The sequence below is a fragment of the Bacillus sp. EKM501B genome (genome assembly GCF_011800505.1).
GTDB classification, from domain to species: domain Bacteria; phylum Bacillota; class Bacilli; order Bacillales; family Bacillaceae_G; genus Bacillus_A; species Bacillus_A cereus.
In genome coordinates, this window is record NZ_JAALFZ010000011.1 from 76,491 (window position 1) to 90,620 (window position 14,130).

Here is a 14,130-nt window from a genome sequence, read left to right on the forward strand (position 1 = left end):
CAAATACACAAATAAAACGATTACATTTTCATATATACTAAATGTACAGGTAATACTCCCTAAACCCAGCTTGTCTGGTTACCCCGTTAAATACTATGAAAAAAGAACTTGTATCGTTATACAAGTTCTTTTTGTTTCTTTTATTTAAAGAGGATATCTGTACTATATTGATTTCCAACGAGTAAATCATATTGGAGCATTTTATATTGCTCTAACATTTCTTTTTGTTTCTTTGTTAAATCATTGATTACTTCTCCATTTTTATCAACTTTTAATTCATCTCTAAGCACTGGTATTTCCTTGTAAAGTTCCGATAAAAATTGATAAAATAAGGATTTATTTAATCCTGCATAATCAAAAATAAGATTAGAAAAATGAATTGGGCTTACTAAACCTAAATTATCATTTGGCATATCAAAGTTTGCATACATTAATAGCGGCGTTTGCGCCATCGCTAAACGTTCACTCGGTGTTTTTTCATTCGTTATATACCCGTTTTCTTTATAAAAAGATTTATTTGTTCCTAGTGATGGAAGATGATCTCCAAAGAATACTAATAATGTAGGTCTATCTAAATTATCTAGTTGCTCTATTAAATATTGAAGTGCCTCATCTGAACGTCTTAACCCTTCTGTATACGTCTCTAATTCTCCCTTTGATTCTTCATTTTCTAGCCCGCTAATTTCTATTAGGTTTTCACCAAATCGGCCCTCTGTAAATGGAAAATGATTTTGCATCGTAACTGCATGAATAAATGTAGGCTGTTTTTGTTCCTCTAACTCAGCAATTATCTCTTTACTCATCGCTAAATCACTAATATAATCTCCATCAATATCCACATTTTTCATCGTGTCCTCTGCATTAAACTTATCAAATCCTAACACCTTATATACATCATCACGTTTAAAGAATGTGCGACCAAATGAATGAATTGCACTTGTGTAATACCCTTCTTTTTTCAACGCCGTAGGGATTGATGGAATTTCTTTCTTATTTGTAATAACCTGCTGATATGGTATAGAACCTGGCTTTAACAAACTCATTGAATAACTTGTTAATGCCTCAAATTCAACGTTCGCTGTATTTCCCCCAAATGTAGGAGAAATAGTTTGTCCCCCAGGAAAGTTTTCTATATAATGATGCAAATTTGGTACAGGATCTTCACTAAAAGAAAGGTTGGTTACTTTCGTCGGATCCCAAAACGATTCACTCATTACAAAAATAATATTCGGTTTCTCTTTTTTCTTTTGATTCCCTATATTTCCACTATATTGTTTTTTTATATCGTTTGCTATTTGAAGCATATTTTCTTTAGAATAATTTTTTGGTTTTTCCATAACTGTTGTATCTAAATTGCTAATAAACCCAAGTACAAAACCATTTGAAGCGTAGTTCTCATTTTGATTCCACAAAACAAAATCTACACCTGATTTTTGAAATACTTTATTCATAAATGTATTCGCAAAATTACCGTACGCATATAGAACAAAAATAGATCCTACTACTAATAAGGCTCTTATTCCTAGATGAATCTTTACATTTTGAATATACCTTCTCATATATATCCCTGCTACAATACAAGCTACGATACTTACGATAATGACAAAAATATAACTCCAACTAAAATAGTCCATCACCATCGGTATAACAGATTGCATATGCGTAATTTGTGTGAAATCAGAAGGATATAACGGATCACCTCTGAAAATAAGCTTCAAATAATTCACAATACATAAAATGACTAACGTACAGCTCGTTAAAACCATACTTAGAAAAACCTTACCTATTAAATTATATACAAGAATATATATTGCATAAATTACTACAAAACTTAATATAAACTGCATATTATAAAAGTAAATCCAATTCATTGCCTCTATGAAACTCATATTAACTTGCATGACAATATAAAATAACGCTACTGTATGAGCTAATAAAAGTAATATAAAATGCACTCGCAGGGATGCTCTAAGTATAGACATCTCTTTTTTATTGAAATGCGTAATATAAAACGTTATGCCCCATATGAAAATCATCATAACACTTAAAACAAGCTTTTGATTTAAATGATCTTTCATCATGTCTAAATTAAAAACCTTTAAAATCATAAACAGCATAGTTATTACTAATAAAGTCACCATACTACTTATAATGCTAGAAATTAATATATTTCTTTTTGGAAGATGAAAAAGTGTAGAACCATACTTCAATTCATTCCCTCGTTTCTATGTCTTAATTTCCCCCGCATCGAAAGAACTATTTCTATTAAAATAACATATATTACATATTTCGTCTGCATACTTGCTTCTACCATAAATGTATTGTCTTAATATTCCCTTAATCAACAGTTAAATTGTGGTATACAAATTACTCATTCTTGAAAAACTTAATTTCAGCATTCCACTTTATGATATAATAACTATGTTTTGGAAATCCTTAATACTATTAAAGATTTCACATAAAAATACGAAAGAATTAATAAAAAAGGAGTTGCTCATTTTTGCTTACTAAGTTTAAGAGTTTGCCTAAAGCGGTATATGCAATTTTGGCGCTTTCTTTCCTGTTGCACGTTTTTTGTTTAGTAAAACAGCCAGGATTAGATGGAGAGTTAGTCAAAGTAACATATGGTGCAAATGATGCCTTTAACTATTCGTTAACAGCTGAACAACTATTAAAACATGGTGTATTTGGTTATGTGTATTTAGAACCTAGTGAAGTTCCAGGGAAAAATGCATATATTACACCAGGTCAGCCATTACTATTAGCTGGCGCTATGATTATTTCTGATATTACATCCATTCCTTACTATTACGTAGCAACTGTTATTAACATGATCATGAACCTTTGCACAGTGCTATTAGTATTCTTAATAGGAAAAGAATTGTTCGAAAAAAACATTTATGGAATTGTTGCAAGTATTTTATATGCTATTTATCCAAGTAACTATACATACTTCCGTACATTGCTAACAGAAGTTCCATCCATATTCTTATTGGCGTTATGTGTATATGTATTTGTTCTCGCATGGAAATACAATAAAGTGAAATTCCATATATGGTTTGGAATTGTCGTTTCAATTTTACTTATGTTCCGTCCAAATCCAGCTCCAATGATGCTCATTCCTGTTCTTGTTGTGTTATTTACATATGGATTTAAAGAATCCATTCGAATCGGATTGTTATGGTTTATCGGACCTTTCTTTATTATTGGCGCATGGGTTGTTCGTAACTACTTAGCACTCAACCAATTTATTTTATTCTCAACCCAAGGTGCAGATCCACTAATTGCCGGTGCAGATCCATTTAATAAAATTGGATATGAAAATATAGTAAATGAAATGAGAGCTAAAGGCTTAGATGACAAAGGTGCATACGCAAAAGAATTAATTAAGAACGGATTTAAGACGGACTTCACTTATTGGTTCTCTTGGTTCACTGTCGGTAAAACAATTGAATTATTCAAAACAGCTCCTGCTGTAGACCAATATCGTATTCACAACTTTATGCAACTATGTCATAGAGTGTTTATCATCGGTACATTCTTGAGCAGCTTCTGCTTCATGCTAAATTCATTTAAACATAAACGCGTTATGATGCTAGTAGCAAGTTCAATTATTTACATTATCTTCTCAAACTTATTCTTAGCAATTAATCGCTATGGATTTTTCATTAATCCTCTTATGTGCTTAATTCTTGCATACGGATTAATTCACATTGTGCAGAAGCTTCCATTCTTCCGCACTAATCAAGCATAATAAGAAAGAGGTCGTCCACCGTTGGACGACCTCTTTCTTATTCCCCCACACTTTACACACGGCCAATTTGTCCATTCTGTAATCACACTTTAATTCCGTATGTATGTGTGTCTGTATTTGTCAAAATATCTTTCACAACACCACTCACTGTTTTACGTATAAATGCAAGTTTTTTACAACTATTACTATAACGAAAAGAGAAAATGATTAGTATGTGTATTATATAAAAGGAAGCAGCCATATTTTCCATACGATACATACGAGCACTATAACTACAAAATCAAAAAAATCTAATCTCGGTCCTTTTTTCATATTCATATGTAGCCACATATGAAACCATTTTATTTTTGTATATTTATGGATGTTTTTCTTTGCAAATCGGTAAATAAGCATTTGCACGATAAAAAATCCGGCCACAAAAATAAATAATAAGATGAGAAATCCAATCACAAAATTCCTCCTATTTTTGTAGCGTTTTTTCTACTATCCGATTTTTCAAAACCCACTCTTCAAACTGGGCACTTCCAAATTCCCAACTAAGATCGCGAGCATGTACAGAAAAAACGTAATAACCGGCATATTCGTCCATAAACCTACCTAACTCTACATCGTCTTTCTGAATACCGTATACTCCAAAATTAAAATACACATCCCATACGTCTTCATTCTTCCTCTTATAAGCGATCGATTCCATATCACATTCTGTCCCGAAATAATCAAGATGTAAATGTACGCTATCATCGTATTCGTACTCCATTTTATCACCCCTTATATTTGTACTTCTTTACCACCCAAAAAATTCCTGCTATCTACACTCACATATGGGCACTTACCTACATATCATGCTTGTAGAGTGACTTCTAGGAGGTGTTATATAGTGAAAAAATTAATCGCGATTTTTTGCATCATGTTACTAGCTGTTTTTACTTTTGCTGCTTGTAGTAGTAAAAAAGAAAGTACGAAAGAACAAACTCAAAACATTCGCGTTGGCGAAGTTACCCATTCTCTCTTCTATGCCCCATTATATGTCGGGATTGAAAAAGGATTTTTTAAAGATGAAGGACTAAATATTGACCTACAAACAACAGCTGGTGGCGATAAAACGATGACCGCCCTATTATCTGGCGGAATTGATATTGCTCTCGTCGGTTCTGAAACGTCTATTTACGTTCATCAACAAGGAGCGAAAGACCCTGTCATTAACTTTGCACAGCTTACACAAACAGATGGGACATTTTTAGTTTCACGTAAAAAACTAGACTCTTTTAATTGGAATGACGTAAAAGGTGTTACATTTTTAGGACAGCGTAAAGGCGGCATGCCGCAAATGGTTGGGGAATACGTTTTAAAGAAAAATGGCATTGATCCTCGGAAAGATACGAACTTAATTCAAAATATCGAATTTGCTAATATTGCAAATGCCTTTGCATCTGGTACAGGAGAGTTTGTGCAGCTCTTTGAACCGACTGCAAGCATATTCGAAAAAGAAGGTAAAGGTTATATCGTCGCTTCATTCGGAAATGAATCTGGTACTGTTCCTTATACAACGTTCATGGCAAAAGAAAGTTTCTTAAAGAAAGATAAAGCTGCTGCTGAAAAGTTCACACGTGCGCTCTATAAAGCACAGCAATGGGTTGATACACATAGTCCAGAAGAGATTGCTGATGCTGTTTCTCCGCTATTTAAAGACACTTCGAAAGACATTACAGTAAAAGTAATTGAACGGTATAAAAAACAACATTCTTATGCGACAAATCCACTACTAGATGCGGAAGAATGGAAACAGCTCCAAACGATTATGAAAGATGCTGGTGAATTACAAAAAGAAGTCCCACATGAAGCGCTCGTCAATACAAAAATTGCCGAAAGCGTTATTAAGAAATAGAGGCGAAGTGTATGAGTTTTTTACAAATACGTAACGTTTCTCACTGTTTTTTCGCAAAAGAGAATGCCAAACTTATTCTCGAAGATATGAGCTTACAAGTGGAAGAAGGCGAATTTATTTCTATACTCGGCCCAAGTGGTTGCGGTAAAACAACGCTCCTCTCAATCATTGCTGGACTACTTGATCCAATTGATGGTATCGTCTTTTTAGATGGTGAACCAATTACAACGAAAACTTCATCTATGGGATATATGTTGCAGCAAGATTACTTATTCCCGTGGAAAACAATTGAAGAAAATATTATGCTTGGACTTCATATTCGAAAGATTTATGATGAACAGATGAAAGAACATACTTTAAATCTTTTAAAACAAGTCGGTCTACATGGGGTAGAAGGACAATATCCTCGTGAACTATCCGGCGGTATGCGTCAACGTGCTGCTCTCGTTCGAACGTTAGCAACTGATCCGAAAATTTTATTACTAGATGAACCATTCTCCGCACTCGATTATCAAACGAAATTAAAACTAGAAGAACTCGTTTTCAACTTACTAAATAAATATAAGAAAACATCACTACTTGTTACTCACGATATTGAAGAGGCGATTGCGATGAGTGATCGTATTTATTTACTGCAAGCGAATCCTGGAAAAATCGCAAAAACCTTTATCGTCCCGGAAAGTATCCGTTCTTTATCACCGTTAGAAGCACGCCATCACTACGATTTCCCAGCCCTCTTTCAAGATATATGGAAGGAGCTGGAACGACTTGGATAATATAAAACAACTACATGAACAATTTCGAAAGAAAGAACGCAGGCGTGCTTGGATTGCTCGCTCATTACAGCTTTTACTACTTATTCTTTTCTTTGCACTATGGGAAATAGCTAGCAAAAAAGAATGGATCGATCCTTTACTCTTTAGTTCTCCTTCGAGTATTTGGGATCTCTTCTTAACGAAATGGATCGACGGTTCACTTTGGGTCCACATATGGACGACATTGCTGGAAACAGGAGTAGGCTTCATTCTCGGAACGGTACTCGGTGCTATTATTGCCACGTTTCTTTGGTGGATGCCACTTCTAGCCCGCGTACTTGATCCTTACCTCGTCGTCCTAAATGCAATGCCAAAAGTTGCACTCGGTCCAATCATCATCGTTATTTTCGGTCCAAACATTTCATCTTCTATCGCAATGGGAGTAATCATTTCCATCATCATTACCATTCTCGTTATTTACAGTGCATTTCAAGAAGTCGATTCTAACTATATAAAAGTGATGGACACATTTGGCGCAAATAAATGGCAATGTTATAAGCAAGTCGTTCTCCCTGCATCCTTTCCAGCAATTATCTCAACGTTAAAAGTAAATGTTGGTTTATCCTGGGTCGGTGTTATTTTCGGAGAACTTCTCGTTTCCAAACAAGGACTTGGCTACTTAATTAGCTACGGATTCCAAGTCTTTAACTTCACACTCGTCTTACTTAGCGTACTACTCACATGTGTTCTTGCAACTCTTATGTATGTATTTGTTGAGGCATTTGAAAAAATTCTAATTGGAAAAAGAAAAAGAAGCTGACTCAAAACAGTGCGCTATAGTCAGCTTCTTTCTTTTACCTTTTATCACACATTTTCGTTTCATTTGTAATGTTTCCATCCGCAACCGTAACTGTATGGAAACAGTCTTTCACACGTACTGTAACGACATTATCTTTTCGATCTATCACATGATAATCATTAAACTTTTCATTCAAAGCACTACGAATTTGCTCCCCTTCAAAAATCGGAAAACCGTGAGACATTACCCAAATGAGACCAGCAACAGCAAGAATCGTTTTCATACGTTTCATTACCTCCTCGAGAGTAAACTTATAGTCCCTACAACACGCGCATTATAATTGTGTCTAAATTGTGACATTTTTATACTAATTCTATTTTATACCGCAAGTTCCTTCTTCTTTTTAATAAAAATACAGAATTTTCAATTTTATCAACATAAAAAAACGCAAAGAATTAAAAATTCTTCACGCTTTTCTTTAACGAAACTATATCGAAAGCATAACTCACATTAGTCTCCACTTTGTTGTTCTATCGTTTTTGAAACATCATATAATCCCGACAGCACTTCCGCTCTCATTTTTACAAGCTCAGGGAACTGATAGAAGAAAGCAATTTTTTTATATTTTAACTCTGTTCCTTCTTTCACCTTTTTTGAATCTTGTAAAATGAACGCTGTAAATGTATCTGCGATATCCTCCGTTACATTTGTTGTTCCATACAGCGATACAAAATCATCATGCTTTTCTTTATAAAATTCAATTTGTGCCTCTTCACTTTCTTCTACTTTCTTTTCTGTCCACTCTTGCTCAATTGGTTTCCAAAATTCATTATAAAATTGGTTAATATACGAAGTTTTTCTCGCACATCCATTTTTCAAGAACACCGTTTTACATTTATTTCGATATGATGAAATGTCTTTCTCTTCATCAAACGCCTCTAAATATTTCCTATCCACTGGTACTTGTTTATGCCCAATCGTTAATACGTGAGCCGTTTCATGAATTAATGTTTTCATCACTTCATCTATATTCACCCCAGAATCGAGCACGTCTAAACTAAGCAACCAATCTCTCGGGTCATCCATACTTGGCATGACATGGGCAACAACGCCGTCATAACCATCCGTTATTAAATCCAACCCTGTTATATTCTCACGATATTTCACTGGAATGAGAGTGCGATACATGTCCCATAACGTTTCATGATACTCTCTATCTTGCCGCTGGCTTAACAAATCATCTTTTGCTACTTTGTCATCTGCAAAAACTTTATTCAATCTCTTACGATCCAATTTCTCAAAATAAGGATCTACAATTTCATCATCATCGATATAATAAGAAGCTAAAAAGAAGTAATTGTCATCCTCTTCTTTTTTCTGTTCCGCCTCTTTCATATTCATACTTTCATACTCTTCTATGTCATAATCCTCTTCTTTTTCAAGTTCTGAAAGTCCCTCTATCTTTTTATATACTTTTTGTAATGTTTTATCTCCTATTTGCGTACACTCTTCTTCTGTTTTACAAATTTCTTTTTCTTTCGTAACCTCGATAGCACTCTCGCATCCTGCAACTAAACTGCTTGCTATAATACAACACACTAACTTGCCATACAGTTCCTTCATACAATCCCCCATTATTCCATTCTACAAAATATCATAATCATTTTTTTACGAATATGCGATAATTAATTATAAAAACTGCAAGGAGGCTTCCCATGATTCGTGCAATCTTATTCGACTTAGATGGAACACTATTAGATCGGCGCCAATCTTTAGAACAATTTATTTGTGAGCAATATAATCGCTTCGCCTCACATTTGAAGAGCATAGAGAAATCAAAGTATTGTTCTCGATTTCTTGAACTCGATAATAATGGCTATACGTGGAAGGATAAAGTATATGCTACTCTCCTTTCCGAATACAACATTACTACTTTAACGCAAGAACAACTACTACACGACTATATTACAAACTTCCAACATCATTGTATTCCTTTCAAAAACACGCATGAACTACTTCAACAGTTAAAACAGCGAAACATTAAAATTGGTATTATTACAAATGGTTTTACTGAATTTCAGATGAGCAACCTTCGAGCACTACATATACATACGTATACAAACACCATTCTCGTTTCAGAAGCTGAAGGAATTAAAAAACCTCATCCTGAAATTTTCGAACGTGCTTTGCAAAGACTAGATGTGAAGGCAGAAGAATGTCTTTATGTTGGAGATCATCCAGAAAACGATGTGCTTGGTTCTGAACAAGTAGGGATTCTTGGTGTTTGGAAAAAAGATTCGTTTTGGGGGAATTTTAAGCATTCACGTATCGTAGATGATTTGTTGGAGGTGCTTTCGTTTTTAGAGGTGGAGGTATCAACACAATAATAACAAATAAATTATATCAGCGATTTTCACAATATATCAATTCACCAACCAAAAGTAACAATAATAAGAGGAGGCGTTTTTCACAAACGCCTCCTCTTATTATTCATACACTGTAAACTGAGGTTTACTCGGATGATCTTTTACTAGCGCATCATCTGGAAACTTTGAAACTTTTTGATATACGGCAATGTCACCGATACAACCTCCTGTTAGTAGAATTCCTAAAAATGAGAGTGGCTCCAGATTCATAGCTAATCCCAATACAATTGGCAAAATTCCAGTTGGTAAAAACGGAAGCATTAACACTTTCTTCATTTGCTTTACTGTAACCGCCTGTTTAGAATGAGCATATGCAACACCTAATTTCCAATTAACGCCCCATTTTAGTTCACTCCACGGAACACCTCCGATATAGCGAAAGCCAATTAAATGTATCGCCTCATGAATACAAACGAGAACAATCATTGCGATAATAAAAAGAAACATCGTTAATAATGTAACTTCAACTTGAACCCCACCTGAAAGAAATATATGCAAATAACCAATTCCAAACGACAAAGCAATTATTATAAAAAATAAAGAAAAGTTTAATTTAACCATCGAAACAGTAACAGTCGTTTCTTTTCTTTTATCCATCTTCCCCCTCCTAAAATGTAAATATATCTTTACAAAATTGTATAATATACCCAAAATAATGTAAAGATATATTTACATTTATTCTTACATACAAAAAAAGAAACCGGCTACTTTACTTCGTAAAACAGCCGATTTCTTCTATATGTTTCATCGTACGCGCTAATACGTCATCGCGCATTATAAAGCTAAATTTTCTATTCGTTTTAATGTTGTCAGGAATGTCTTTTAATAAAACAGACCCTTTCGTTTCTTCGTAATGCGTATGTTCTTCTACCGCACTAATTGTTGCAAAATAAATGTTTTTAATGATTATTTTGTCTTTTCCAGATACTTTGTATTGTCCTAAGTAAGTTAAATCAGAAACTATGCCGCCGGTTTCTTCATGAACCTCTCGAACTGCCGCTTCTTCCGGTGTTTCCCCTAGTTCTACTTTACCACCTGGAAATTCAAGACCGCGACGTAAATGATGCGTTAATAACCATTGATCCCCGTACCGGCATACAACCCAAACATGCTTTGGCTCAGGAGAAAATGGATAACGTTCAAACGATAATTGTACAGTGTTGTGGTAATAATCTTTAAATTTGTACATGCCATTACTCCCCTATTGATGGTTACAAGTTTTTCCTACCACAAATTGTAGCATATTCTCGCTTTTCTGCATAATATTATCCAATTACAATCCATTGATTATTCCCATTTGCGCGACTAATTCTTTCGTCTCATGATTTCCTAAATCATAAATCATTTTATATGCTTTTTGTAGTTGTTCATCATATCGGTCATTATTTGAATCGTGATGATACTCAACAAATGGAACGTGGGAGCGTACAAATGACCCTAAATCTTCTACATATGCTTGATCGAAGTGCTCTCTTAATTCCGTAATTTCCTCATCATTTGCGGAAATCTCAAAATTATAAGTATCCGCCGTCTTCACTTGTGAAATTTGACCGTTTCCTATTGATATATAATATGTTTTTTTCGTCTCCATGTAACACCCTTCTTTCATCCTTTTAATTTCTATTGTTTTCATCAATTACAAAATTATGTAAAATAAAGAAAAGGAGGGGTTTTATGTTCAAAATATTAATTATCGGTATTATCATCGTCCTAATCATCCTCGTACTCTCCATCATGACAATTAATAAAGGCTATGCTTATAAACATTCCGTCGATAAACTAGAAGATAATCCTTATACAAAAAAGAATAAGGAGGATTCATAATATGCTTCGTATACTCCGCATCATAGTAGCCCTCACTGTGATCGTTATGTCGGCAATTGGATCATATACAGGTCAAAATAAATTTTTACCTCTTTCATAATTTCTATTAGGGGCTTTAATGTTTCTCATCGCATTTGAACAAATAAAGAAAAAGGAATTAGCAACTGGACTTATTTGTATTATTGCCGGTGCTTTCATTTGGATAGTTCTCATTATTACCTACATAAAATAAGAGGAGGTCTTTTATGCTAAAAAGGGGGGCGGATTACTTTATCACTTATTGCCTTATCTATAGCAATCTATGGATTTTTTACTGGTAGTAGAGAAATAATGCCTTATATGTTCATCTTTTTAGGAGGTATGGCCCTCACCATAAGTTTAGAGGAAATATTAAAACGACAAACAGGAGGTAGTCTGCTCGCTCTACTAGCAGGGGCCGCTGCTTTATTTATTGGTTTCACAGAAATATTCTAGTAAATGGTCTAAAGGAGGCTATACAATGCTAACTCTAACTATATTACGGATTTTTTTAGCATTTCTCATGCTTCTCTTACTCACTCTAAGCACTTATGTCCATGTTACCGATAATTTTTCACTTCTTCCATACTTACAATTTATTCTCAGTTGTTCCTTTATTCTTCTAGGAATTAATGAATTAAAATCCGGACGAAAATCAATGAGTATCCCGTATTTTTTCGTTTCTGGTCTTATATTCTTCTTCTTAATATCGAACTACTTTCACTACATGTAGAATGAAATTTTGACCAATTTAGCATTTATAATTATTTTCTCTCAGTAACTATGTCTTTCTACTAAGGGGGATTCCATGTTAAAAAACATTCGAATTATAATCGCCACTATCGCTCTTTCTCTCGCCCTATTTAGCTTCTTTGCAAACTTCACTATTCTTTTACCTTACGTGTTCACCCTTTTGGGAATCGATGAAATAAAGCAGCAGCAAAAAGCGAAAGCATTTGTTTATTTTCTCTGTTCTGCCTTTATTTTATATGTTGGAGTATCTAATATATTTTCATACAAAAGAAGAGTATGGTCGCTCTTAGCACAATAAAAAAACTGCCCTTTCACAGGCAGTTTTTCTTTTTATCCAAAAACTTTCTCAAGTTCATCTTTATCTTGGCTTAACCAGAAGTTCATTAAGCGTTGTGCTCCTTCTAAGTCGTGAAGCTTCGCTTGACCACATTGCGTTTCATTTGCAGCCGGAATTTCTGTAATTTGAACCGCATCTTTTAATGTTAGTTCTAATAAATCAATGATTTCTCGTACTGTCGGTGTTCCGCTTACTACAAGATAATATCCTGTTTGGCAGCCCATCGGTGAAATATCGATAATATCAAAATGCGGATAACGATCAATATATTTACGTAAATTAAATGCTAATAAATGCTCTAACGTATGAATAACATCTGGTTTCATTGCTTGTTTATTCGGTTGACAGAAACGAATATCAAATTTATTTACAATACCGTCACTACCTACATTGTGAACTCCGCAATGTCTTACATAAGGTGCCTTTACAATCGTATGATCTAATTCAAAGCTTTCTACTGATGGCATACAACATCTCTCCCGCTTTTAATTTAATTCCGTTATATCCAATATGATATAACGGAAATGCACATTAGTAAAGTATTATGTACAGTCGTGCTATAATACTTTAAGAATATGCTGAAAAGGAGACCGTTATGAAACAGATTTTTATTGGGATTATACGCTTTTATCAAAAGTTCATTTCTCCGATGACGCCACCAACATGTCGTTTTTATCCAACTTGTTCTCATTACGGATTAGAGGCGTTTCAAAAACATGGTGCACTCAAAGGCTTTTGGCTTACTTGTAAACGTATATTAAAATGTCACCCTTTCCACCCGGGAGGATTTGATCCTGTCCCAGATAAAAAGGATGACAAAGTAAATTCTTAATTGTCGTAACCATTCACAACTAAATCTAATTTTCCTGTATCAGGATCTATAACAAGACCGTGAACAGGTACTTCTTCCGGAAGTAATGGGTGGTTGCGAAGTACTGATACGCTATGTTCTACACTTTCTTCCACACTAGAGAAACCGCGCAAGAATTGTTCTAAATCGATTCCAGAATAACGAAGCATATCTAATTTCTCTTCTGTTATACCGCGTTCTTTCATTCTCTCAATCGTACTGCTTGCTTGAATTTTTGCCATACCACAATCATGGTGACCAACTACACATACTTCATCAGCGCCAAGTTCGTATACAGCGACTAAAATACTACGCATAATACTTCCAAATGGATGTGAAATAACAGCGCCTGCTACTTTAATAATTTTCACATCACCGTTACGCATATTCATCGCTTTTGGTAATAGTTCGACAAGTCGTGTATCCATACAAGAAATAATTACCATCTTTTTGTTTGGAAATTTCCCCGCTACAAACTCTTCATATTTTTTCTCTTCAACAAATTTCTCATTGTACTGCAAAATCTCTTCTAATGACTTCATAGTAAAGGACCCTCTTTTCTCTCGTTTACACTACATAAATAGTGTACCAAAATATGAAAAACTCAAAAAGGATATCGCTTTATAGTAAAAATAAGATATTTTCAGATAATCGACATAATTCTTTCAAAATATACACACATCTTTGTAACAAGTTTCACATACTTTAAACGTATTTTCACTATAAACT

General features: G+C 34.3%; 19 protein-coding genes and 2 pseudogenes. 10 read left to right on the forward strand and 11 right to left on the reverse strand.

The genetic code is table 11. The annotated features are described in order from the left end of the window. Positions 1 to 140 precede the first annotated feature (140 nt). Positions 141 to 2,210: an LTA synthase family protein gene (locus HFD78_RS19515; protein WP_061654618.1), complete on the reverse strand. Its 2,070-nt coding sequence runs from the start codon at positions 2,208 to 2,210 to the stop codon at positions 141 to 143. A gap of 290 nt (positions 2,211 to 2,500) precedes the next feature. Between HFD78_RS19515 and HFD78_RS19520 the strand changes: the two genes are divergently transcribed. Further along, positions 2,501 to 3,754: a glycosyltransferase family 39 protein gene (locus HFD78_RS19520; RefSeq protein ID WP_000956220.1), complete on the forward strand. Its 1,254-nt coding sequence runs from the start codon at positions 2,501 to 2,503 to the stop codon at positions 3,752 to 3,754. An 82-nt stretch (positions 3,755 to 3,836) separates the two neighbouring features. Here the strand turns inward: HFD78_RS19520 and HFD78_RS29570 are convergent. The 3 genes and pseudogenes from HFD78_RS29570 to HFD78_RS19535 all read right to left on the reverse strand — a co-directional run. Beyond that, a pseudogene (locus tag HFD78_RS29570) lies at positions 3,837 to 3,908 on the reverse strand (DUF2196 domain-containing protein); the annotation flags it as partial. Positions 3,909 to 3,973: 65 nt separating this feature from the next. Beyond that, entirely contained in the window at positions 3,974 to 4,204 is a 231-nt protein-coding gene (locus tag HFD78_RS19530) for a hypothetical protein (protein WP_030028720.1), read from the reverse strand. Between the two features lie 10 nt (positions 4,205 to 4,214). Next, positions 4,215 to 4,511: a DUF3986 family protein gene (locus HFD78_RS19535; RefSeq protein ID WP_000455580.1), complete on the reverse strand. Its 297-nt coding sequence runs from the start codon at positions 4,509 to 4,511 to the stop codon at positions 4,215 to 4,217. Positions 4,512 to 4,631: 120 nt separating this feature from the next. Here HFD78_RS19535 and HFD78_RS19540 point away from each other — a divergent pair, with 120 nt between their 5' ends. The 3 genes from HFD78_RS19540 to HFD78_RS19550 are packed head-to-tail and all read left to right on the forward strand — an operon-like array spanning position 4,632 to position 7,214. Then, positions 4,632 to 5,639 carry an ABC transporter substrate-binding protein gene (locus tag HFD78_RS19540; RefSeq protein WP_000733151.1) on the forward strand — a complete coding sequence of 336 codons (1,008 nt, stop codon included), beginning with the start codon at positions 4,632 to 4,634 and terminating at the stop codon, positions 5,637 to 5,639. 11 nt (positions 5,640 to 5,650) lie between these two features. Next, the gene (locus HFD78_RS19545; RefSeq protein WP_000009025.1) at positions 5,651 to 6,415 is read left to right on the forward strand and encodes an ABC transporter ATP-binding protein; all 765 of its coding nucleotides are present in this window, start codon (positions 5,651 to 5,653) and stop codon (positions 6,413 to 6,415) included. Further along, a complete protein-coding gene (locus HFD78_RS19550; protein WP_000368771.1) occupies positions 6,408 to 7,214 on the forward strand; it encodes an ABC transporter permease in 807 nt (268 codons plus the stop codon). Before HFD78_RS19545 ends, HFD78_RS19550 begins: the two co-directional genes overlap by 8 nt. 34 nt (positions 7,215 to 7,248) lie before the next feature. On the opposite strand, the gene HFD78_RS19555 is transcribed toward HFD78_RS19550, so the two are convergent. Continuing rightward, a complete protein-coding gene (locus tag HFD78_RS19555) occupies positions 7,249 to 7,476 on the reverse strand; it encodes a hypothetical protein (protein ID WP_000849112.1) in 228 nt (75 codons plus the stop codon). Between the two features lie 227 nt (positions 7,477 to 7,703). Beyond that, positions 7,704 to 8,816 (reverse strand): recombinase family protein, encoded by a 1,113-nt coding sequence (locus HFD78_RS19560; protein WP_114159786.1) that lies wholly within the window; start codon positions 8,814 to 8,816, stop codon positions 7,704 to 7,706. Positions 8,817 to 8,908: 92 nt separating this feature from the next. Between HFD78_RS19560 and HFD78_RS19565 the strand changes: the two genes are divergently transcribed. Then, positions 8,909 to 9,580: an HAD family hydrolase gene (locus HFD78_RS19565; protein WP_000617256.1), complete on the forward strand. Its 672-nt coding sequence runs from the start codon at positions 8,909 to 8,911 to the stop codon at positions 9,578 to 9,580. Positions 9,581 to 9,679: 99 nt separating this feature from the next. Here the strand turns inward: HFD78_RS19565 and HFD78_RS19570 are convergent, their stop codons facing one another. The 3 genes from HFD78_RS19570 to HFD78_RS19580 form a co-directional block, all read right to left on the reverse strand. Beyond that, a complete protein-coding gene (locus HFD78_RS19570; protein WP_000361289.1) occupies positions 9,680 to 10,216 on the reverse strand; it encodes a DUF3267 domain-containing protein in 537 nt (178 codons plus the stop codon). 112 nt (positions 10,217 to 10,328) lie between these two features. Next, positions 10,329 to 10,808 carry an antimutator 8-oxo-(dGTP/GTP)ase gene (mutTA, locus tag HFD78_RS19575; protein ID WP_000276385.1) on the reverse strand — a complete coding sequence of 160 codons (480 nt, stop codon included), beginning with the start codon at positions 10,806 to 10,808 and terminating at the stop codon, positions 10,329 to 10,331. An 84-nt stretch (positions 10,809 to 10,892) separates the two neighbouring features. After that, positions 10,893 to 11,210, reverse strand: coding sequence for a hypothetical protein (locus tag HFD78_RS19580; protein WP_000448409.1), 318 nt, complete (start codon positions 11,208 to 11,210; stop codon positions 10,893 to 10,895). An 83-nt stretch (positions 11,211 to 11,293) separates the two neighbouring features. Between HFD78_RS19580 and ytzI the strand changes: the two genes are divergently transcribed. The 4 genes and pseudogenes from ytzI (at position 11,294) to HFD78_RS19600 (ending at position 12,512) form a co-directional block, all read left to right on the forward strand. Next, entirely contained in the window at positions 11,294 to 11,443 is a 150-nt protein-coding gene (gene ytzI, locus HFD78_RS19585) for a YtzI protein (protein WP_000472790.1), read from the forward strand. A 1-nt stretch (position 11,444) separates the two neighbouring features. Next, positions 11,445 to 11,675, forward strand: a pseudogene (locus HFD78_RS19590) (DUF3953 domain-containing protein). Between the two features lie 32 nt (positions 11,676 to 11,707). Beyond that, complete coding sequence (locus HFD78_RS19595) at positions 11,708 to 11,917, forward strand: DUF3953 domain-containing protein (RefSeq protein ID WP_097813953.1); 210 nt, start codon at positions 11,708 to 11,710, stop codon at positions 11,915 to 11,917. Positions 11,918 to 12,269: 352 nt separating this feature from the next. Further along, the gene (locus HFD78_RS19600) at positions 12,270 to 12,512 is read left to right on the forward strand and encodes a DUF3953 domain-containing protein (RefSeq protein WP_061138891.1); all 243 of its coding nucleotides are present in this window, start codon (positions 12,270 to 12,272) and stop codon (positions 12,510 to 12,512) included. A 32-nt stretch (positions 12,513 to 12,544) separates the two neighbouring features. Here HFD78_RS19600 and luxS read toward each other — a convergent pair whose 3' ends face one another. After that, positions 12,545 to 13,018, reverse strand: a complete 474-nt coding sequence (gene luxS / locus HFD78_RS19605) for an S-ribosylhomocysteine lyase LuxS (protein WP_001141371.1) — start codon at positions 13,016 to 13,018, stop codon at positions 12,545 to 12,547. Positions 13,019 to 13,146: 128 nt separating this feature from the next. Between luxS and yidD the strand changes: the two genes are divergently transcribed. Then, positions 13,147 to 13,383, forward strand: coding sequence for a membrane protein insertion efficiency factor YidD (gene yidD / locus HFD78_RS19610; RefSeq protein ID WP_000809334.1), 237 nt, complete (start codon positions 13,147 to 13,149; stop codon positions 13,381 to 13,383). Here yidD and HFD78_RS19615 read toward each other — a convergent pair. After that, positions 13,380 to 13,943: a beta-class carbonic anhydrase gene (locus HFD78_RS19615; protein WP_000838164.1), complete on the reverse strand. Its 564-nt coding sequence runs from the start codon at positions 13,941 to 13,943 to the stop codon at positions 13,380 to 13,382. The genes yidD and HFD78_RS19615 overlap by 4 nt on opposite strands. Between the last annotated feature and the right edge of the window lie 187 nt (positions 13,944 to 14,130).